Source organism: Streptomyces olivoverticillatus (assembly GCF_014203555.1).
Classification (GTDB): Bacteria; Actinomycetota; Actinomycetes; order Streptomycetales; family Streptomycetaceae; genus Streptomyces; species Streptomyces olivoverticillatus.
On the sequence record NZ_JACHJH010000001.1, the window covers coordinates 948,683 to 969,009 of the forward strand.

The 20,327-nt window shown below is 74.6% G+C and carries 18 protein-coding genes; 9 read left to right on the forward strand and 9 right to left on the reverse strand.

From position 1 onward, the window contains the following. Positions 1 to 46 precede the first annotated feature (46 nt). From FHS39_RS04395 to FHS39_RS04405, 3 genes are all read right to left on the reverse strand, one after another. Positions 47 to 232 (reverse strand): DUF1059 domain-containing protein, encoded by a 186-nt coding sequence (locus FHS39_RS04395; protein WP_184346381.1) that lies wholly within the window; start codon positions 230 to 232, stop codon positions 47 to 49. A 57-nt stretch (positions 233 to 289) separates the two neighbouring features. After that, entirely contained in the window at positions 290 to 3,628 is a 3,339-nt protein-coding gene (locus tag FHS39_RS04400; RefSeq protein WP_184346762.1) for a sacsin N-terminal ATP-binding-like domain-containing protein, read from the reverse strand. 139 nt (positions 3,629 to 3,767) lie between these two features. Continuing rightward, positions 3,768 to 4,649, reverse strand: a complete 882-nt coding sequence (locus FHS39_RS04405; RefSeq protein ID WP_184346382.1) for a DUF3027 domain-containing protein — start codon at positions 4,647 to 4,649, stop codon at positions 3,768 to 3,770. Between the two features lie 360 nt (positions 4,650 to 5,009). On the opposite strand from FHS39_RS04405, the gene FHS39_RS04410 reads away from it, so the two are divergent. Genes FHS39_RS04410 through FHS39_RS04425 form a run of 4 tightly spaced genes read left to right on the forward strand, consistent with a single transcriptional unit; the run spans position 5,010 to position 8,495 of the window. Further along, a complete protein-coding gene (locus FHS39_RS04410) occupies positions 5,010 to 6,407 on the forward strand; it encodes an MFS transporter (RefSeq protein ID WP_184346383.1) in 1,398 nt (465 codons plus the stop codon). 26 nt (positions 6,408 to 6,433) lie between these two features. Next, entirely contained in the window at positions 6,434 to 6,913 is a 480-nt protein-coding gene (locus FHS39_RS04415; RefSeq protein WP_184346384.1) for a DUF2771 domain-containing protein, read from the forward strand. Positions 6,914 to 6,924: 11 nt separating this feature from the next. Then, positions 6,925 to 7,647, forward strand: coding sequence for a futalosine hydrolase (locus FHS39_RS04420; protein WP_184346385.1), 723 nt, complete (start codon positions 6,925 to 6,927; stop codon positions 7,645 to 7,647). Then, a complete protein-coding gene (locus FHS39_RS04425; RefSeq protein WP_184346386.1) occupies positions 7,644 to 8,495 on the forward strand; it encodes a 1,4-dihydroxy-6-naphtoate synthase in 852 nt (283 codons plus the stop codon). The genes FHS39_RS04420 and FHS39_RS04425 overlap by 4 nt, the downstream gene beginning before the upstream one ends. Here the strand turns inward: FHS39_RS04425 and FHS39_RS25650 are convergent. Beyond that, positions 8,492 to 8,875 carry a cold shock domain-containing protein gene (locus tag FHS39_RS25650; protein ID WP_184346387.1) on the reverse strand — a complete coding sequence of 128 codons (384 nt, stop codon included), beginning with the start codon at positions 8,873 to 8,875 and terminating at the stop codon, positions 8,492 to 8,494. The genes FHS39_RS04425 and FHS39_RS25650 overlap by 4 nt on opposite strands. Positions 8,876 to 9,144: 269 nt before the next feature. Between FHS39_RS25650 and FHS39_RS04435 the strand changes: the two genes are divergently transcribed. Continuing rightward, on the forward strand, positions 9,145 to 9,396 hold the full coding sequence (locus tag FHS39_RS04435) for a hypothetical protein (RefSeq protein WP_184346388.1): 252 nt from the start codon (positions 9,145 to 9,147) through the stop codon (positions 9,394 to 9,396). Here the strand turns inward: FHS39_RS04435 and FHS39_RS04440 are convergent. Together FHS39_RS04440 and FHS39_RS04445 are read right to left on the reverse strand one after the other, a co-directional pair. Further along, positions 9,360 to 9,992 carry an HAD family hydrolase gene (locus tag FHS39_RS04440; protein ID WP_184346389.1) on the reverse strand — a complete coding sequence of 211 codons (633 nt, stop codon included), beginning with the start codon at positions 9,990 to 9,992 and terminating at the stop codon, positions 9,360 to 9,362. The genes FHS39_RS04435 and FHS39_RS04440 overlap by 37 nt on opposite strands. A 62-nt stretch (positions 9,993 to 10,054) precedes the next feature. Next, positions 10,055 to 11,008 (reverse strand): hypothetical protein, encoded by a 954-nt coding sequence (locus tag FHS39_RS04445; protein WP_184346390.1) that lies wholly within the window; start codon positions 11,006 to 11,008, stop codon positions 10,055 to 10,057. A 142-nt stretch (positions 11,009 to 11,150) separates the two neighbouring features. Between FHS39_RS04445 and FHS39_RS04450 the strand changes: the two genes are divergently transcribed. Further along, positions 11,151 to 13,583 carry a helicase-associated domain-containing protein gene (locus FHS39_RS04450; protein WP_184346391.1) on the forward strand — a complete coding sequence of 811 codons (2,433 nt, stop codon included), beginning with the start codon at positions 11,151 to 11,153 and terminating at the stop codon, positions 13,581 to 13,583. Between the two features lie 122 nt (positions 13,584 to 13,705). Next, positions 13,706 to 15,358, forward strand: a complete 1,653-nt coding sequence (locus tag FHS39_RS04455) for a DNA repair helicase XPB (RefSeq protein WP_184346392.1) — start codon at positions 13,706 to 13,708, stop codon at positions 15,356 to 15,358. A 15-nt stretch (positions 15,359 to 15,373) separates the two neighbouring features. On the opposite strand, the gene FHS39_RS04460 is transcribed toward FHS39_RS04455, so the two are convergent. Beyond that, positions 15,374 to 15,511, reverse strand: coding sequence for a hypothetical protein (locus FHS39_RS04460; RefSeq protein ID WP_184346393.1), 138 nt, complete (start codon positions 15,509 to 15,511; stop codon positions 15,374 to 15,376). A gap of 281 nt (positions 15,512 to 15,792) precedes the next feature. On the opposite strand from FHS39_RS04460, the gene FHS39_RS04465 reads away from it, so the two are divergent. Beyond that, entirely contained in the window at positions 15,793 to 17,871 is a 2,079-nt protein-coding gene (locus FHS39_RS04465) for a HelD family protein (protein ID WP_343069350.1), read from the forward strand. Between the two features lie 4 nt (positions 17,872 to 17,875). Here the strand turns inward: FHS39_RS04465 and FHS39_RS04470 are convergent, their stop codons facing one another. After that, a complete protein-coding gene (locus tag FHS39_RS04470) occupies positions 17,876 to 18,205 on the reverse strand; it encodes an ArsR/SmtB family transcription factor (RefSeq protein ID WP_184346394.1) in 330 nt (109 codons plus the stop codon). A gap of 101 nt (positions 18,206 to 18,306) precedes the next feature. Here FHS39_RS04470 and FHS39_RS25655 point away from each other — a divergent pair, with 101 nt between their 5' ends. After that, a complete protein-coding gene (locus FHS39_RS25655) occupies positions 18,307 to 19,503 on the forward strand; it encodes an MFS transporter (RefSeq protein ID WP_184346395.1) in 1,197 nt (398 codons plus the stop codon). Here the strand turns inward: FHS39_RS25655 and FHS39_RS04480 are convergent. Then, positions 19,461 to 20,165 carry a copper homeostasis protein CutC gene (locus tag FHS39_RS04480; RefSeq protein ID WP_184346396.1) on the reverse strand — a complete coding sequence of 235 codons (705 nt, stop codon included), beginning with the start codon at positions 20,163 to 20,165 and terminating at the stop codon, positions 19,461 to 19,463. The genes FHS39_RS25655 and FHS39_RS04480 overlap by 43 nt on opposite strands. Positions 20,166 to 20,327 lie beyond the last annotated feature (162 nt).

Sequence of the window (20,327 nt, forward strand, 5' to 3'; positions counted from 1 at the left end):
GCCCGGACGGGCCGACCGTCATCCCGGCCCGTCCGGCGCCCGCATTTCAGGACTTCTCGTCCTCCAGCAGCCCGCGAATCATCTCCCGCAGTTCGGGCGTGTCCTCGTGCTTGTGCACGGACACCGCGTGCTCGGTCGCGGCCTTGAGGACTTCCTCTTCCTCGCCGGCGATCGTCAGCGAGCAGTGCGATTCGCTCGGAGCCTTGCGGCAGTCGGCGACCTTCCTGGTCATGGCAGCCTCCCGAAACCAATCAAAATAGGAGCATTTCGCTGCACTCCCAGGGTAGGCCTAGTCGAACCAGCGGGCCCGCGCCAGCTCCTCCGTGCGGGAGGGGTCCTCCAGGAGCGCCGCGGCCTCGAAGCGGCGGTGCCAGGCGCCCGCCGCCCAGGCCAGGCCCGCGGCCACGCCCTCCAGCGTCGCCGCGTGCAGGACGCCGTCGGGGCCGAGGCGCCAGTCCAGCTCGATGCCGTCGATCACCAGCTCCTCGTGCTCGACGTACGTGGCCGGGGCCTGCGGCAGCAGGACGCGGACGCCGTCCGGCACCTGCCGCAGCTCGCCGTCGTCGGCCGCCACGGCGGCCGGCACGGCCTCGCTCAGGCGTCGCACCTGCAGCAGGTCGGCCAGCTCGGCGGCCCGGTCCGGGCGCACCGGGAGCAGGGCGCGCCCTGCCGCCAGGGGCAGCAGGTCCGGCGCGTCCGCCACCAGCGCGTCGGCCGCGTCCACGACGCGGACCTCGCCGTCCACGACGGCCCGCAGCTCGTCGGGGAGCGTCACCTCGTCCGGGTCGAGGCCCGCCAACGCCCCGTAGAGCGCGTGCAGTTGCGCGGGCCGCACCGGGCGGTCGGGGTCGGCCAGACGGGCCAGGAGCTCGGCCGCGCCGCCCGGCTCGTCGAGGAGGGCGGCCGACGAAGTGCGCACGCCCAGCGCCCGCAGCACCTGCTCGTCCGCGAGCCCGGACGCGTCGGCCGCGTCGTAGAGGCCCTCCAGCAGCGGATCGCCGCCGCGGACGCGCAGCCCCGCGGGGCGGCGGCCGTCCAGGACCGGGTGCCCGCGCAGCCACCAGGCGGTGTACGGGCGTACGGACTCGGTCGTGCCGTCCGGCAGCAGCACGCGGACGGGCGCGGTCAGCGCGTCGCGCAGCGGCGGCCGGGAGAGCAGGGCCAGGGCCTGCGGCCAGGCGTCGTCGTCGACGAGATCGAGGTCGCGGACGGCCACGATCTCGGTGGCCACCGGCGGCACCGGAGCCCGCCCGTCGCCCGACCACCACCCCTCATCGTGGCCGCTTCGCGGCCGCAGACTCAATTGCAGCCGGTCCAGGACGTCCTCGCACCAGACGTCGACCGCGTCCAGCAGCCCGGCGTCGTCCGGCTCGGCGAAGTCGCCCTCGCGCGGCTCCAGTTCGTCCGGGTCGAGGACGACGTCGGTGGCGCGGACGAGGGCGAAGTCGGCGAGCACGCCGACGGCGGTCAGCGGCTGCGCGCCCCAGCGCTCGGCCAGTTCGGCGTCGCAGGCGGCGAGTTCACCGGGACGGATGACGCTCTCGAAGGGGCTGCCGGGCAGGACGAGCTCACCGGCCGGGGCCGGCTCGCCGTCCTCGTCGGGCAGGGCCAGGGCGGCGAGCCAGGGCTCGTCGCCGGGGGCGAGGCCCGCGTCGCGGACGAGGGTGAGGACGACCTCGACGAGCGTGTCGCCGTCGATGCCCTCGCCGTCCTCGTACCAGGCGTCCTCGGCGTCGAGCGAGGCGGCGACGGCCGCCCGGATCTGAGGCGTGGTCAGGATCGCGCGGGGCGAGGCCGGGGTGGCGCCGAGCTTCTCCAGCAGCGGGTGGGCGGCGTCGGGGTGGGCGACCTTCAGGCCGAGGCGGGAGAGCCGCTCGGAGCCGGTGGCGTCGGCGGGCGGCAGCAGCACCTGCCGGGGGCCGACGGCCGTACGCACTCCCCCGGTGCCTCCGGCGAGCGGCACGGGCAGGCCGGTCAGCCGGTCGGGGTCGACGCCGGCGAGGCTGTCGTAGAGCCGCCACCACCAGGCGGGGTCGCGCTCGACCCCGGCGAGGCGGTCGATGACCTCGCCGAGGGGGACGCGGGCGACGCCGAGCGCGCGCAGTTCGGGGCGGCGCTCCAGTCCGGCGGGCAGCAGGCTGGGGAAGAGCTCGCTGAGGACGGCGACGGTCTCCGCGCCCGCTCCCTCGGCGATCTCGGCCTCCACCGGCCGCAGGGCCAGCGGCTCGCCGCCGGTGCCGCCGCGGGCGAAGAGGTCGTCGTCCCAGCCGCCGGTGGCGGCGGAGCCCGTGGGGGCGGCCGGTCCGGGCGTCTGGGTGGAGGCGTCGGGGCCCTCGGTCCAGGGGATCCCCTCGATGCCGCCGCCGGCCGGCACCCCCTCCTGGCCGCCGCCCTCGACGGCCCCTGCCGCGCTCGGCAGGAACGGCACGCGCGGCAGCCGCTCCAGCACCTGCCGCCGCAGCTCGGCGTCCAGGGCGCTCTGGGCGAAGGGGGCCGGGACGAGGTCGAGGGTGCCCGGGGAGACGGGATGCCAGTCGCGCAGCAGGGCCGTGTAGGCCTCGGCGGCGCGCTCGGTCAGGAAGTCCGTGAGGGGGCCGGGGGCCGTGTGGCGGCGGGTGGGCTCCAGGGGGAAGGACGCGATCAGGAGCGCGGGCAACCCGAGGGGCTCGTCGGTGGGCGTGGGGGCGTGCAGGACGGGCGCAGTGCGCGGCTTCTTCGGCGCACCGCCGTCGCCGACCGGTACGGCCCAGGTCAGGGACCAGGAGGGGCGCAGCCGCTCCTCCACGGGGCGGTCGGCGAGGAGCGCGGGGTCGAGCGCGCCCGAGGCGCGCTCGACGCGCCAGCGGGTGGCGGCGGCGCGGGCGGAGTCCTCGACGAGGACGTACGGGCCGTCCTGGCGACGTGTCAGGGTGCGGGCGGGGGCGTCGGGCGTCTCGACGACGATCTCGGTGAGGCCGGGCAGGGTGAGCAGCAGGGCGTCGTCGATCGCGGCGAGCAGCCGGGCGGTCAGGTCCTCGGCGGCGCCGTCGCGCAGCGGGAGGACGACCACGGTGTCGTAGCCCTCGGGCGCCTCGCCCTCGGCGGGCAGCGGCAGGCGCAGCAGCGGGACGTGGCCTTCGCGGCGGCGGATCTCGCCGCCGAGGCCGGGGCTGCCCTGGGCCGCGTCGGCGGCCATGGCGCGGGCCTCGGCGAGGGACCAGCGCACGCCGCCGGTGCGGCCGACGAGGGCGGGTTCGTCGCTGACGGCGAGGACGGCGGCGAAGCCGACGCCGAAGCGGCCGACGGATTCCGCTTCCACCGTGCCGTGCTGCTCGCGCTTGGCGGAGGCGCGCAGGGTGGACAGCGACTCGACGCCGGTGGCGTCCAGGGGCGCACCGGTGTTGGCGGCGGCGAGGACGGCGGGGCCGTCGGCGTACGGGGCGTGCAGGGTGAGGCGCAGGCGGCCGGGGACGCCGGCGCGGGCGGCGGCGTCGGAGGCGTTCTGGGCGAGTTCGACGACGAGGCGGTCGCGGTAGCCGCCGAGGGCGAGGTCCTCTTCGGCGTTGGCGTCCTCCCGGAACCGGGCGGGGGAGGCGACCCAGGAGTCCAGGACGCCGCGACGCAGCCGCGCGGTGCCGAACGGGTCCATTGCGGTCACGTTGTCTCGTCTCCCTGTGCTGGTTGCCGTTCCCGAAGGCCTCGCCCGCGGGCCCCTGTCCGCGCCGATGCGCGTGGCCCGCAAGGGACGAACAGGCGAATATCAGCCTGTCCGTCCCTTGCGGCCGGGGTTACGCGTGCCCCAAATCCTCGTCTTCGCCCTCTTCGTCGCGCAGCGGCATCGGTTCGACGAGCGTCTCGTCGATGACCGGCGGCGCCGGACGCGGCGGCTTCGGCATGCGGGCCGCTTCGGAGTGGCCGCCGCAGCCGTAGGAAAGGGAGACGACGTGGCCGTCGGCGGGGCTGAACTCATTGGCGCAGACGCCGAACGCCTGGCCGAGGGAGCCTCCGATGGGTGCCAGGAAGCCGCAGCTGACGCAGGAGGCGGGGGCGGCCTGGGCCATCTGCGTCTTGGCGCCGTACGACTCGTCCCAGCGGTCGGCGGCGCTGTGCAGGCCGTAGCGGGACAGGACGCGGGCGCGCCGCATGCCCAGCTCCTCCGCGAGGGCGGAGATGGAGCCGCGCGCGGGGGCGACGGGCTGCGCGGAGGGCGGGCCGGCCGAGACGTCGGCGTCCTCCGCCTCGGCCAGTTCGGTCATCTCCTCGGAGACGGCCGAGTTCGGCGGGGGCTCCTCCTCGCCGGTGAAGCCGGGCTCCAGGCGCAGGTCGTCGGACTCGGTGGGCAGCAGGTCGCCGGGGCCCATGTCACCGGGGCGCAGGCGCTCGCTCCAGGGCACCCATTCGGGTGCGAGCAGGGCGTCGGGGCCGGGCAGCAGCACGGCCTCGTCGAGGGTGACGTGCTTGGCGCGGGAGGCGCGGGCGACGGTGACGGCCCAGCGCCAGCCCCGGTAGCCGGGGTCCAGGCAGAGGAAGTAGTGGGTGACGACGCGGTCCCCGTCGGCGGCGACCTCGACATGCTCGCCGACCTGCCCCGGCAGCGCGGCCTCCTCGGCCGCCGCCCGGGCGAGTTCGACCGCCTCGGCGCACAGGCGGTCCGGGGTACGGCTTCGCATCGCAGCACTCACAAGAATCGATTCTCTCTTCCACGCCGTCTCACGAGTGCGCCAGCCGAACGGTCGGGGCTGCGGACGGAGCGGACCGACGGACCGCGTCGACGTCCGCGCCCGACGGCCTCGGGCGCACCTGTCACCATCCATTCTGCGGGATCGAGAGCCAGGGCGCGGCCAAGGCGACGGCCGGTGGCGCGCTACGCACGCTACCCCGCGCGGGCGTCCCGGGGATACCCGGGCTGCGGCGAGCCGTCCCCCGCCCGGCGCACGGCACCCCGCCCGGCGCGTGCCCGAGCTGACGGCTCCGCCTCGCGGATGCACCGAAAGTGCCATGTGCGGTGCCAGTTGGGGCAGTATGGCGTGGTGGGAGCCATCCGGTCAGCCGAGGGCGGCCCGCTCCGCCGTACGGCCCGGGGCGTCGGCCGCGCACTGCGCAGCCCTGTCACCGGGGCGGCCCGGGGCATCCGGAAGGCCACGCACGCGCACGGCGCGGGCGAGTCCGGCCTGGGCAAGCTGATCGAGCTGCACGCCGTGAATTCCGCGGGCGACATGCTGATCACGGTCGCGCTGGCCTCCACCGTCTTCTTCTCCGTCCCCACCGACCAGGCGCGCGGCCGGGTGGCGCTGTACCTGGCGATCACGATGGCCCCCTTCACGCTGCTCGCCCCCGTCATCGGGCCGCTGCTGGACCGGCTGCCGCACGGCCGCCGGGCGGCGATGGCGGCCGCGATGCTGAGCCGGGCGCTGCTGGCGCTGATGATGTCGGGGGCGGTGGCCACCGGCGGTCTGGAGCTGTATCCGGCGGCGCTGGGCGTGCTCGTGGCGTCGAAGGCCTACGGAGTGGTGCGTTCCGCCGTGGTGCCCCGGCTGCTGCCACCGCGGATCTCGCTGGTGAAGGCGAATTCCCGGGTGACGCTCGGCGGGCTGCTGGCCACCGGGGTGGCGGCCCCGCTGGGCGCGGGGCTGCACCAGCTGGGCCCGGCCTATCCGCTGTACGGGGCGTGCGCGGTCTTCGTGTCCGGCACATTCCTGTCGCTGTCCCTGCCGCACAAGGTGGACTCCGCCAAGGGCGAGGCGCGGGCCAAGCTGGCGGCCGACGGGCCGCACCGGCACCATCTGACGACGCAGCGCCACCGCAACCGCCGCAACAAGCGCCCCAGGCCGCCGGGGCTGCGCACGGTGGGCCGCTCGGTGCTGCACGGCCTGCAGGCCAACAGCGCGCTGCGGATGCTCTCGGGCTTCCTCACCTTCTTCCTCGCCTTCCTGTTGCGGGTGCATCCGCTGGGCGGGCTGAGTCCGGAGTTCTCGCTGGGGCTGGTGGCGGTCGCGGCGGGCGTGGGCAATGCGCTGGGCACCGCCATAGGGGCGCTGCTGCGGTCGCGCGGCCCGGAGAAGACGATCGCGCTGGTGCTGACGGTGACGCTGGGGACGGCGGTCGTCAGTGCCGTCCTCTACAGCGCGCTGATGGTGGTCGTCATCGCGGCCGTCGCCGGGATCTCCCAGGCGCTGGGCAAGCAGTCGCTGGACTCGCTGATCCAGCGCGACGTGCCGGAGGAGGTGCGGACGTCCGCATTCGCCCGTTCGGAGACACTGCTGCAGATGTCGTGGGTGGTCGGCGGGGCGATCGGCATCCTGCTGCCGCTCAACGGCGTGGTGGGGATGGCGGTGGCCTCGGCCTTCCTCACGCTGGGCGCCGCCACTGCCGTACGGGGCCTGCTGACGGCCGCTCGGCGCGGCTCGCCGCACCCGCGCGTGGCCTGATGCGGAGGGCCCGATAGCCTGCCCGCATGACCGCTGCGATTTTCCGGGGCAAGCGCCGCCGCGCCGCTGCCGCCGTCGGTGCCGTGACCTTCGGGCTCGTCGCCCTCTCCGCCTGCGACAAGCCGACGCCGCTGGCCACCGTGACCGTCGGGTCGAAGACGGTGACCTCCGAGGCCGCCTGCTACAACGACGGCGACGCCATCGCCTCCGACAAGGTGCTCGGCTGCCTCAAGGAGAGCTCCGGGAAGACCGTCAAGGCGTCCATGGAGGACAAGATCCGCTTCGGCGTCGACCCGAAGATCGCCGACGAGGGCTGGACCCTCTTCATCAACGACCAGGCCGTCGAGGCCGAGCCGAACAAGAAGACGTTCCGGTCGATTCCGGCGAGCGCCTTCTTCTCCGGCGGGCAGGGCGCAGCCGCCAAGGAGACCAAGGTCAGCATCGTCGAGGCCGGCACCGGCAAGGCCCTCGGCGTGTGGAACTTCACCCTCGAGCGCACCTCCTGACGCCTTCGCCGATGCGCGTCCTCGTCGTCACCGCCGTCCCGGCCGAGCGTGACGCCGTGACAGCCGCCGGTCCTCTGCCTGTGCAGCTGCCGCTGCCGGGAGGCGCGGAGCTGCACCGCGTGCACCCGGACGGCGGCGTGGTGTTCGACGTGCTGGCCGCGGGCGTCGGTCCGGCCGCCGCCGCGGCGGGCACGGCCGGCGCGCTCACCGCGGCCGCGCTCGGCGGCGCACCCTACGACCTGGTGGTCTCCGCGGGCATCGCGGGCGGCTTCGCCCCCGGCGCGCCGCTGGGCAGCCTGGTCGTCTCCGACGAAATCACCGCCGCCGACCTGGGCGCGCAGACGCCGGACGGCTTCGTGCCCGTGACCGAGCTGGGCTTCGGCACGGTGGCGCACCGGGCGCCCGAGGAGCTCGTACGGCGGGTGGTCCGGGCGACCGGGGCGCTGCGCGGTGTCGTGCTGACCGTGTCGACCATCACCGGTTCGGCAGAGCGGGCCGTCGAGCTGGTGGCCCGTCATCCCGGGGCGCTGGCCGAGGCCATGGAGGGCTTCGGGGTGGCCGAGGCGGCCGTGGCGCACGGGGTGCCGGTGCTGGAGCTGCGCGCGGTCTCCAACGCCGTCGGGCCGCGCGACCGGGCCGCCTGGCGGATCGGCGAGGCCCTGGCCGCCCTGACGGACGCCTTCCGCGCGCTCCCTCCCGCCCTGACCCTCCCGTCTCCCGAGGTGCTTCGATGAGTGCGTCGCGCAAGCTGAAGATCGCGTATTCGCCCTGCCCCAACGACACCTTCGTCTTCGACGCCTGGGCGCACGGCCGGGTGCCGGGCGCGCCCGCCCTCGACGTCACCTTCGCCGACATCGACATCACCAACGGCATGGCCGAGCGCGGCGAGTTCGACGTGCTGAAGGTGTCCTACGCGGTGCTGCCCTGGGTCCTCGACGAGTACGCGCTGCTGCCCTGCGGCGGCGCGCTGGGCCGCGGCTGCGGCCCGCTGGTGCTCACGCGGGAGGCCGGCACGGATCTGACGGGCAGGACGGTGGCGGTGCCGAGCGAGCGCTCGACCGCGTATCTGCTGTTCCGGCTGTGGGCGGCCACTGAGGTGCCCGGCGGGGTCGGTGAGGTCGTCGTCCTGCCGTTCGACGAGATCATGCCCGCGGTGCGCGACGGCAAGGTGGACGCGGGGCTGGTGATCCACGAGGCGCGGTTCACCTACCAGGACTACGGCCTGACCTGCCTCGCCGACATGGGCGAGCACTGGGAGCACACCACCGGCCTGCCCATTCCGCTGGGCGCCATCATCGCCAAGCGCTCGCTGGGCGAGGAGACGCTCCGTCAGCTGGCCGACGCCGCCCGCACGTCCGTGCGGATGGCGTGGGACGACCCGGCGGCCTCGCGCCCGTACGTGCTCGAACACGCGCAGGAGATGGACCCGCTGGTCACCAACCAGCACATCGGGTTGTACGTCAATGAATTCACCGCCGACCTCGGGGAGGCCGGCTATGCCGCGGTGCGCGGCCTGCTGACACGCGCCGCGGCCGAGGGGCTCGTACCGCCCCTCGGCCCCGATGCGCTCGCCTTCGGCTAGACGTCGAGCTGGTCGGCCACCGCGCGCAGCATGCCCGCGATCTTGGCGCCGTGGGCCTTGTCGGGGTAACGGCCGCGCTCGAGCTGCTGCGTGACGTTCTCCAGGAGCGTGGTGAGGTCCTGGACGATGGAGGCGAGCTCGTCGGGCTTGCGGCGCTGGGCGGCCGCGACCGACGGGGTGGGGTCGAGCAGCGTCACCGTGAGCGCCTGGTCACCGCGCTGGCCTGCCACGACGCCGAACTCCACCCGCTGTCCGGGCTTGAGGGCGTCGACCCCGTCCGGGAGCACCGAGGAGTGCACGAAGACGTCTCCGCCGTCGTCGCGGGAGAGAAAGCCGAAGCCCTTCTCGCTGTTGAACCACTTGACCTTGCCGGTAGGCACGTCTGTCCTCGTCCTCGTGTCTCGTCGGAAAATACTGAAAGAAACTGAAGAATCTGTAGTCAACAGAGAAAACAGCTCTGGATAGCACTACAGCGGGTCGCAAGACCCGCTAGCCCCCAAGGCTAATGGTCCGCGGCCCGGTGACAAGACGCCCTCAGGCCGTACCTCTGCGCGTTTGATGTCCCGAACCCGATGCGCTTCCCTGCCCGCCCGCCTCGGTGACGACCGTCCGGCCGCCGACCCGCCGGATAGGGAACTACCCTGGTCGGGTGAGTAGCGAAACGCCCCGAGCCGGGGATCTCCTCGTAAGGACCGGTGCCGTCGTCTTCCTCGTCGGCGCGGTGGCCACGCTGGCTACGGTCGCCCCGCTGTTCCTCGGCGCCGATCCACTGCCGTCGGCCGCGTACTTCGTGTGCATGCTGATGGGCGTGGGGTTCCTCATCGCGGCCGCCGGGGTGCTCCGCTCGATCGCCGCCCAGCGCCGTCAGGCCAGGGCGGACTCGGCGGCCTCCGCCCTGTAGCCCCGCAGCCAGGCCGGGAAGTCCGTGAGGCCGCCGGGCAGCACCACGTCCGCGCCCGCCGCGCGCAGTTCCTCCGCGCCGTACGGGCCGGTGGGCACCGCCACGGCGAGTGCGCCGGCCGCACGCGCCCCGCGCACGTCCCCGAGGTGGTCGCCCACGTAGACGCCCGCGCCATGCGCCCGCAGCGCCTCCGCCTTGCCCTCGGCCCATAGGCCGCCGACCAGTTCATCGGCCTTGATGCCCAGGTGGTCCAGATGGAGCTGGGCATTCCGCTCGTACTTGGCCGTCACCACCACGGCCCTGCCGCCCTGTTCGCGCACGGCGGCCACCGCCTCACGGGCGCCCGGCATGGCGGGCGAGGGCGTGATGGCGTGCGCCGGGTAGGCCGCGAGGTAGCGCGAGTTCGCCTCCTCGACCTCGTCCTCGGGGAACCAGTTGCGCAACTCCTGCACGAGCGGCGGGCCCAGGCGGCTGACGACGAGGTCGATGTCGATGCGGCGGCCGGTGGCCGCGGCCAGCCACTCGTACGCCGCGCGGATCCCCGGCCGGGAGTCGACGAGGGTGAGGTCGAGGTCGAATCCGACGGTGAAGGTCATACGGTCATTCTCCCGGTGCGCCGCTTCCGGGGGCCGTGGTTCCCGGGACTGTGGCCCGGGTCTCAGCCCGGGCGCCGGGCGCGCCACAGGACGTAGAGGGCCGAGCCGACGGCCGCGACCCGTATGACGACCGGCAGCGCCCCCGCCATCGCGGCGCCCAGCTCGCCCTGCGGTATCGGATCGCCCCAGCGCCCGTCGACGCGCCCCCACAGCCACACCACCCCGCCGGCCACCGCGAGCCCCGGCACCCCCATGACCGCCCACTTGGACTCGGCCTGGGTCAGCCGGCGCGTGACGTAGGCCAGCGCCCAGCCGCCCGCGAGGACGATCCAGTTGCCGAGCACCGCACCGGCCACCAGCAGCGCGGCGACCAGCACCAGCAGCGGGCTCATCGGAATGGCCGCGGGCCGCTCCTCCGCCACGATCGGGCGGGGCGGCCGCAGCAGGCCGAAGCGGCGCCGGCCGCCCCCGTCCTCCGCGTCGCCGTCGTCCGCGGCGGCCTCCACCACCTCGCCGGGCAGCACCCTCGTCCTCTCCACCTCGCCGGAGGCCCGCGGCGGCCTGAGCATGTCGGGGATCTCGATGCCCCCGACGAAGCCGTGCACCGCGTCCCCGCCGCCCATCGGCCCCGGCGCCATCCGCCACCAGTCGGGCGCACCGCCCGCGGCCGGCATCAGCTCCTCCTCCGGCGCCATGTGCGGCGGCGAGGCACCGCCCGCGGCCGGCGGCCCGGCGGCCGCGCCGCCCCGGCGCTGCTCCGGCACCCGGCCCGCGTCGAAGGCGCCGGCCGCAGCCCCGCCGTCGGCCACGGCCTCGGAAGGGGTGCCCAGCCCGTCCAGGATGCGCTGCACCGCCGCGGGGGTGTCCGCCCCCTCGGCCGCCCTGCGCCGCTCGATCTCCGCCCGCAGCCGGGACACCAGCCGCATCCGGTCGCCGGAGGTGAGCGACTGTCTCTGGGCCAGGTCGCCGACCTTGCTCAAATAGTCGTAAACAAGCTGATCGCTCTCGATCCCCACCGATGCCCCCAAGCCCACACCAGCCGCCGTACCCCACGACCGTACCGGTTCCGCGCCCCGCGGACAGTGAGCACGCCCCGACCCGGTGCGCGGCGGCAGCGACGCCCGAGGCGCGCCGCGCGGACCCGGTACCGTAAACAGAATGACCACTTCGCGGGAGACAGGCGGCACCGGTACAGGCCCCCGCACGCTCGCCGAAGAGCTGCGCACGCGTCCCGACGAGGACCTCGCCGGGCTGCTGCACGCCCGGCCGGACCTCCTCAATCCGGTGCCCGGCGACCTCACCCAGCTCGCCACCCGGGCCGCGACCCGGGCCTCCGTCGCGCGCGCCCTGGACCGCCTCGACCGGTTCGCCCTGCAGACCGCCGAGGCCCTGGCCGTCGCCCCCGACCCGTGCCCGTACGGGACGCTCGCCGCCCTGATGACCGGCGACCAGCCGGACGACCCCGCTGTCGCCGCCCAGCTGCCGCGGGCCGTGGCCACCCTGCGCGGGCAGGCCCTGGTGTGGGGCGCCGAGGACCGGCTGCGGCTGGTGCGCACCGTCCGCGAGCTCCTGGCGCCGAGCGCGGCCCACCCCTCCCCCACCGGACTGGGCCCCACCGTCGCCGAGGCGACCACCGGAATGTCGCCCGGCCGGCTCCAGCAGATCATCACCACCGCCGGGCTGCCGGGCACCCACGACCCCGTCTCGGCCGTCGCCTCGCTCACCGCCCTGTTCGAGGACCGCACGCGCATGGCGGCGCTGCTCGAAGGCGCACCGTCCGAGGCCGTCGGCGTCCTCGACCGGCTGCTGTGGGGCCCGCCCTACGGCACGGTCACCGCCGACCCCGCCCCCCACCTGCGCTGGCTGCTCGACCGCGGACTGCTGCTGTCCACCGGCCCCGGCGGCGTCGTCCTCCCCCGCGAGGCCGCCCTGCACCTGCGTGCCGGGCGCGCACACCGCACGCCCGAGCCCCTCGCCCCCGAACTCGCGCCCCTCGCCGAGCACTCCGCCCGCCTGGTCGACGCCACGGCCGGCGGGCAGGCCCACATCGCCCTGTCGACCGTGGAGGACCTGCTCGCCGAGTGGGAGACCGCGGGCCCCCTCGTCCTGCGCGCGGGCGGCCTGAGCGTGCGGGACCTCAAGCGCACCGCCGCCGCCCTCGACACCACCGAGGCCGGCGCCGCCTTCTGGACCGAGCTCGCCTACGCGGCCGGGCTGCTCGCCTCCGACGGCGACGTCGACGAGCGTTACGCCCCCACCCCCGCCTACGACGAGTGGCTCCGGCTGCCCGCCGAGCGGCGCTGGACCCACCTGGCCACCGCCTGGCTCGCCACCACCCGCACCCCCGGCCTCGTCGGCGACAGGGACGCCAAGGGCCGCACCCTCGCCGCCCTGGGCCCCGGCCTGGACCGTTCGCCCGCCCCCGAGGTCCGCCGGCGCGTCCTTGACCTGCTCGCCGAGCTCCCGCCCGGCGCCTCGGTCTCCGCCGACACCCTCCTCGCCCGCCTGCACTGGGAGCGCCCGCCCCGCACCACCGGCGACGACCTGCGCACCCGCCTCGCACGGTGGGCGCTGGAGGATGCCGAGCAGCTGGGCGTCACCAGCCGCGGCGCCCTCTGCGCACACGGCCGCGCGCTGCTCGCCGGCCCCGCCGAAGCCGCGGCCCTGCTCGCGCCCCTGCTGCCCCAGCCGCTGGACCACGTCCTGCTCCAGGCCGACCTGACCGCCGTCGCCCCCGGGCCGCTGCACCGCCCGCTCGCGCAGACCCTCGCCGTCCTCGCCGACGTCGAGTCCAAGGGCGGCGCGACCGTCTACCGCTTCACCCCCGAGTCCGTGCGCCGCGCCCTGGACGCCGGGCAGACCGCCGCCGATCTGACCGCCTTCCTCACCGCGCACTCCCGTACCCCCGTGCCGCAGCCGCTGGCCTACCTCGTCGACGACGTGGCCCGCCGCCACGGCCATCTGCGGGTGGGCGCCGCCTCCTCGTACCTGCGCTGCGACGACGAGGCGGTGCTGGCCGAGATCCTCGCCGACCGCCGCTCGGCGCCGCTGCGGCTGCGCCGCCTCGCGGGCACGGTGCTCGCCGCGCAGGCCGCGCCCGACATCCTGCTGGAGACCCTGCGCGCGATGGGCTACGCGCCGGCCGCCGAATCCGCCGAGGGCGACGTCCTCGTCACCCGCGCCGACGTCCGCCGCACCCCGCAGCGCACAGCCCCCGCGCCCGTGCCGGAGGGCCCGCCCATCCCGGACTCGACGCTGCTGGGCGCGGCCGTACGCGCCATCCGGGCCGGCGACCTGGCCGCCACCGCCGAGCGCAAACCGCCCGCCGAACAGCCGGCCACCAGCGCGAGCGGCCTGCCGCGCACCACCTCGGCCGACACCCTCGCCACCGTCCAGGCGGCCGTCCTGACGGGCGCGGCCGTCTGGATCGGCTACGTCAACGCCGACGGCGCCGCCAGCCAGCGCGTCATCGCCCCGATCCGGGTGGAGGGCGGCTTCGTGACGGCCTACGACCACACGGCCGACGAAGTGCGCACCTATCCCCTGCACCGCATCACGGGCGTGGCGGAGCTGGCGGACGAGTCGGCCTGACCGGCGTCGGGAGGGGCACTCCGCGCTCTCCGCACGTCCGTGCCCCGGGGAAGTAGACTCGTGTATTTCGCGAGTAAGGCGATTTCGCGACCAAGGCGAACACGGACTGCGAAAGGACGGGCGTGAACGGACCCCTCATCGTCCAGTCGGACAAAACGCTCCTGCTCGAGGTCGACCACGAGCAGGCCGATGCGTGCCGGCGTGCCATCGCGTCCTTCGCCGAGCTGGAGCGGGCCCCCGAGCACATCCACACCTACCGGGTGACGCCGCTCGGTCTGTGGAACGCGAGGGCCGCCGGGCACGACGCCGAGCAGGTGGTCGACGCGCTCGTCACCCACTCCCGCTACCCCGTGCCGCACGCGCTGCTCGTCGACATCGCCGAGACCATGGCGCGCTACGGGCGGCTGCGGCTGCTCAAGCACCCCGTGCACGGGCTGGTGCTGGAGAGCAGCGACCGGCCGGTGCTGGAGGAGATCCTCCGCTCGAAGAAGGTCCAGCCGCTGGTGGGGGCGCGGATCGACCCCGACACGGTCGCCGTCCACCCCTCCGAGCGCGGCCAGATCAAGCAGACGCTGCTCAAGCTGGGCTGGCCGGCGGAGGACCTGGCCGGTTACGTCGACGGCGAGGCGCACCCCATCGAGCTGGACGAGGACGGCTGGGCGCTGCGGCCCTACCAGCGGCAGGCGGTGGAGGGCTTCTGGCACGGCGGCTCGGGCGTGGTCGTCCTGCCGTGCGGCGCGGGCAAGACGCTCGTCGGCGCGGGCGCGATGGCCATGGCCAAGGCGACGACGCTGATCCTGGTGACCAACACGGTCTCGGCCCGGCAGTGGAAGCACGAGCTGGTCAAGCGGACCTCGCTCACCGAGGACGAGATCGGCGAGTACAGCGGGACGCGCAAGGAGATCCGCCCGGTCACCATCGCCACCTACCAGGTGCTGACGACCAAGCGGAAGGGCGTCTACCCGCACCTGGAGCTCTTCGACTCCCGGGACTGGGGCCTGGTCCTCTACGACGAGGTGCACCTGCTGCCCGCGCCGGTCTTCAAGTTCACCGCCGACCTGCAGGCCCGGCGCCGCCTCGGCCTGACCGCGACGCTGGTGCGCGAGGACGGCCGCGAGTCGGACGTCTTCTCCCTCATCGGCCCCAAGCGCTTCGACGCGCCGTGGAAGGAGATCGAGGCGCAGGGCTACATCGCGCCCGCCGACTGCGTCGAGGTCCGCGTCAACCTCACCGACGGCGAGCGGCTGGCGTACGCGACCGCCGAGACGGAGGAGAAGTACCGCTTCTGCGCCACGACCGCGACCAAGCGGAAGGTCACGGAGGCGCTGGTGCGCAAGCACCGCGGCGAGCAGACGCTCGTCATCGGCCAGTACATCGACCAGCTCGACGAGCTGGGCGAGCACCTGGGCGCGCCGGTCATCAAGGGCGAGACGACCAACGCCCAGCGCGAGAAGCTCTTCGACGCCTTCCGGGCGGGCGAGCTGAGCGTCCTGGTGGTCTCGAAGGTCGCGAACTTCTCCATCGACCTGCCGGAGGCCACGGTCGCCATCCAGGTGTCGGGCACCTTCGGCTCGCGCCAGGAGGAGGCCCAGCGCCTGGGCCGGGTGCTGCGCCCGAAGGCCGACGGCCACGAGGCCCGCTTCTACTCGGTCGTGGCCCGCGACACGGTCGACCAGGACTTCGCGGCCCATCGCCAGCGCTTCCTGGCGGAGCAGGGGTACGCGTACCGGATCGTGGACGCGGACTCGCTGCTGGCGGGGGACGAGGCGGGCTGAGCCGCTGCGGGGGGATCAGGCCCGACGCTCGTCGGCGTACTGCCCCAGCAGGACGACGCTGACGGCCGCGCCCGTGAAAGCCTTGACGGCGCGGAGGGCGCTCGCCAGGGAGAAGGAGGGGGTCTGGTCGGGGGTGACGGATGCCGTGGTCATGTCTTCCATGGTGGCGGCGGGATTCCGTCCGGACATCGGCCTGCCGGTGTAAACGCGGGCGCGTACGCCTACGACCCGAGGATCATGGCGTCCCCTACGGGAGACTGACGGCAACCCTGACGTCCGCCCGGGGCGCGCGGAAAATCATTCGCGCGCCCTGGTGCCGCTGACTAGAATTCTCCTTTCCCCCGCCTCCCGCCTCGCTTTCCAGGGAGCGCCGCCGTCCGGACGGAAACCGGGCGGCTCCTCGCTCATTCCGCCGAAGGCCAGGAGGTTTTGCCGTGCCCCCGCACGTAACGAACGCGCCCGCGACGAACGCGAACGACCCCCTTGAGCGCGAGCGGACCCATCTCGCCTCGTCGCGCGCCGCGCTGCGGGCCATGCGGGCCGATGTCGAGGCGCTCGACATCAAGGACGTCACCGCGAACTGGGTCAACGCCGCCGTTCTGCAGCGGCAGATCGACGAGCGGATCACCGCTCTCGCCGATCTCGCGCACGCCCCGCTCTTCTTCGGCCGGCTGGATTATCTGCACGCGCCGGGCGTGGAGCGGTCGGAGGGCGCTGAGGGCGAGCAGTTCTACATCGGGCGCCGGCACGTGCACGACGCGGTGGGCGACCCGATGGTGATCGACTGGCGGGCGCCCGTCTCGCAGCCGTTCTACCGGGCGTCGAAGAAGGAGCCGATGGACGTGCGGATGCGCCGTCGCTTCGGCTACACGGGCGGGGATCTGACCGCCTACGAGGACGAGGACCTGACCGACACCGCCGCCGAGGCGCAGGCCAGCAGGCTGCTGCAGACGGAGATCGAGCGCCCGCGCGTGGGCCCGATGCGGGACATCGTGGCGACGATCCAGCCGGAGCAGGACGAGATCGTGCGCGCCGGGATCGGCGGCACGGTGTGCGTGCAGGGTGCGCCGGGCACGGGGAAGACGGCGGTGGGCCTGCACCGGGTGGCGTATCTGCTGTACGCGCACCGCGAGCGGCTGGCCCGCACCGGCACGCTGGTGATCGGCCCGAACCGGTCCTTCCTGCACTACATCGAGCAAGTGCTGCCCGCGCTGGGCGAGTTGAACGTGGCGCAGGCCACGGTCGACGACCTGGTGGCGCATGTCGAGGTGCGCGGTGCGGACGGCGCGGCCGCGGCCCGCATCAAGGGCGACGCGCGGATGGCGGAGGTGCTGCGGCGGGCGGTGCGGGCGGGGGTGCGGATGCCCGTCGAGCCGGTGGTGGTCGTGCGCGGCTCGCGGCGCTGGCGCGTCCCGGCGTACGAGGTCGAGGAGATCGTGCGCGAGCTGCTCGGTCGCGACATCCGCTACGGCGCCGCCCGCGATGCGCTGCCGCAGCGCATCGCGCACGCCGTGCTCGTCCGCATGGAGCAGGCGGGCGAGGCCCCGGACGACCGGGTGCAGGACGCGGTGGCGCGCAACGCGGCGGTGAAGGCCGCGGTCAAGGAGATCTGGCCGGCGGTGGAGCCGGCCAAGCTGGTGCTGCGGCTGCTGGCGGACGCGCAGTTCCTGGCGGAGCACGCGGCCGGGCTGCTGAGCGAGGAGGAGCAGCAGGAGATCCTGTGGGCGAAGCCCGCCCGCAGCGTGAAGGCGGCCAAGTGGTCCGCGGCGGACGCGGTGTTGATCGACGAGGCCATGGACCTGGTGGCCCGTACGCAGTCGCTGGGGCATGTGGTGCTGGACGAGGCGCAGGACCTGTCGCCCATGCAGTACCGGGCGGTGGGCCGCCGCTGCACGACGGGTTCGGCGACGGTCCTGGGCGACCTGGCGCAGGGCACGACGCCGTGGGCGACCGCGAGCTGGCCGGAGGCGCTGACCCATCTGGGCAAGCCGGAGGCGGCGGTCGAGGAGCTGACGCAGGGCTTCCGCGTGCCGCGCACGGTGATCGCGTACGCGTCGCGGCTGCTGCCGTCGATCGCGCCCGGCCTGTCGGAGGCGACGTCGATGCGGGAGTCGCCGGGCGACTTCTCGGTGCGGGAGGTGGCGCCGGACGCGCTGGACGCGGCGGTGGTCGAGGCGTGCCGCGAGGCGCTGGGCCGCGAGGGGTCGATCGGCCTGATCGCGGCGGACGACCGGATCCCGGTGCTGGCGGAGGCGCTGGAGGCGGCCGGGCTCGCCCATCTTGCGCCCGGCGCGGAGACGAGCGCGCAGTCCCGGCTGACGCTGGTGCCGGCCACGCTGGCGAAGGGCCTGGAGTACGACTACGTGGTGCTGGACGAACCCGCGGCGGTGGTGGCGGGCGAGCCGGACGGGCGCACGGGGCTGCGGCGGCTGTACGTCGCGCTGACGCGGGCCGTGTCGGGGCTGACGGTGGTGCACGCGGCGCCGCTTCCGGCGGAGTTGAACCAGCTCTAGGGCGTCACTCGCGAGCGGCGAGCAGCGCCGCCACGAGCCCGGGGAAGCGGGCGTCGAGGTCGGCGCGCCGCAGTTGCACGTAGCGGACCCGGCCGGCCGCCCGCGTCGAGGTGATGCCGGCTTCCCGCATCACCTTCATGTGGTGCGACACCGTCGACTTGTGCAAGTGCATGACGCCCAGCCGTTCGGACGAGCAGTCGTACTCGCCGCCGGCCGCGTATACCTGGAAAAGCTGCAGCCGCACGGGGTCGCCGAGGGCGTGCAGCACCTTCACCAGCTCGATCTCCGCGGCGGCGGGCTGCGGCAGCAGCTCCCCTTCGGTGGTCGCGGTCATGACACACCCCCTCCAGACGGCTTGCAAATGGTTTGACATCCATCAAACAATCCATATTGTTTGGCGTACATCAAACTTTACTGCCATCCGGGGGTCCCACCGTGCGTCTACGCCTGCTCCTGCTCGCCCTGGGCACGTTCGCCATCGGCACCGACGCGATGGTCACCGCCGGCATCCTGGGCCTCGTCGCCCACGACCTGGACGTCTCGGTCTCGGCGGCCGGGCAGATGGTCACCGTCTTCGCGCTCTCTTACGCGCTCCTGGCGCCCGTGCTCGCCACCGCGACCGCCCGCTGGCCGCGCCGCCGCCTGCTGCTCACGGCGCTGGCGCTCTTCACGGCGGGCAACCTGCTCAGCGCCCTCGCCCCCACGTTCGCGCTGCTGCTGGCCACCCGGGTGCTGGCCGCGGCGGGCGCCGCGCTCTACTCGCCGACCGCCAGCGCCGTCGCCACCTCGCTCGTACCGCCGCAGCAGCGCGGCCGGGCGCTGGCGACCGTGCTCGGCGGCATGACCGTGGCCACCGCGCTCGGCGTGCCGCTCGGCACCTACCTCGGGCGCAGCGACTGGCGGCTGACCATGTGGCTCGTCGTGGCGCTGGGCACGGTCGCCTTCGCCGGGCTCGCGGCCCTGCTGCGCGAACCGCCCGCGACCGGCGGCGCCCCCGGGCTGCGCGAGCGACTCGCCCCGCTGCGCGACCGCCGGGTGGTGTGGGCGGCGGCCACGACGTTCGCCTTCTTCCTGACCTTCAACTCCGTCTACATCTACCTCGCGACGGCGGTGCACCGCGCGACGGGCGGCGACGCGTCGCGGCTCTCCATGGTCATGCTGGTCACCGGCCTGGCCTCGGTCGCGGGCAGCTGGACCGGCGGGCGCGCCGTGGACCGCTTCGGCGTACGGACCGTCCTGCTCAGCGGGAGCGCGGCGACGGTGGTGTGCTTCGCGCTGCTGCCCTGGCTGGGCCGGACGATGCCGGGCGCGCTGGCGTACGCGGTGGCGACCCCGCTCGCGGGCTGGGCCGTGGCGGTGGCCCTCCCGCACCGCATGGCCTCCCTGGCCCCGGCGAGCGCGCCGCTGCTGCTCTCCCTCAACAGCAGCGCGCTGTACCTGGGCATGGCGGCGGCGGGCGGGGCGGGCAGCCTCTTCATCACGGTCCTGGGCGAGCGGGCGTTCCCCTGGGCGTCGGCGGTCCTGGCCCTGGCGACGGTGGGGCTGGCGGCGGTCACGACCCGCAGCGCCACGGCTAACGAGGGAGGGGCCTACGCCCCGTCCACCGCCGAACGCCAGACCCGCACCGCCTGAGCCGACACGGGCGCGTCCCAGCCGCCGGGCCGCACCGCACCGCCGACGTGAAAGGCGGAGATCCCGGCGCCTCGCAGCACGGGCACGTGCTTGAGCCGCAGCCCGCCGCCCACCAGGATCCGCGGCTCGTAGCCGGGCTCGTCCCCGCGCCCCGCCTCCGCCAGCAACGTCGGCAGCCCCTCGTCGACCCCGGACGCCGACCCGGCGGTCAGGTACGTGTCCAGCCCCGGCTGGTCCGCCAGCTGCTTGCGCACCGCATCCCGGTCCGCGGCCCGGTCCAGGGCCCGGTGGAACGTCCACCGGGCCTGCGGACCCATCGCGTCCGCGAGCGCGGCCACCGCGGCCAGATCCGCCCGGCCGTCGTCACCGAGAAAGCCCAGGACGAACTCCCGCGCCCCCTCCGCCCGCAGCGCCCGCGCGGTCTCGCAGAGCGCCTCCAGCGCCCCCGCACCCCCGGCGGCGAAGCCGTCCTCGGCACGCAACATCACCCGCACCGGTATCCCGACGGCGGCCCGTACGGCCGCGAACGTCTCCAGGGCGGGGGTGAGCCCGTCGGCGCCCATGTCGCTGACCAGTTCGAGCCGATCCGCCCCTCCGGCCTGCGCGGCCACCGCGTCCTCGACATCGAGCGCGATTACCTCCAAGATCGCACCGTTACCCACGTGACACCTTTCCTCTCTGGTTACACACGTAACGCTGAACAACGTGCGTGCAATCTCTTACAGCCGTCCCGTCGTGGCGTCGCGAGGACGACAAGAGGTCTAGTCCAATAACACAGCGTAAGTCCTGCGAGGCGTTCACGGCACACGGCCTGGCCGGGTGCA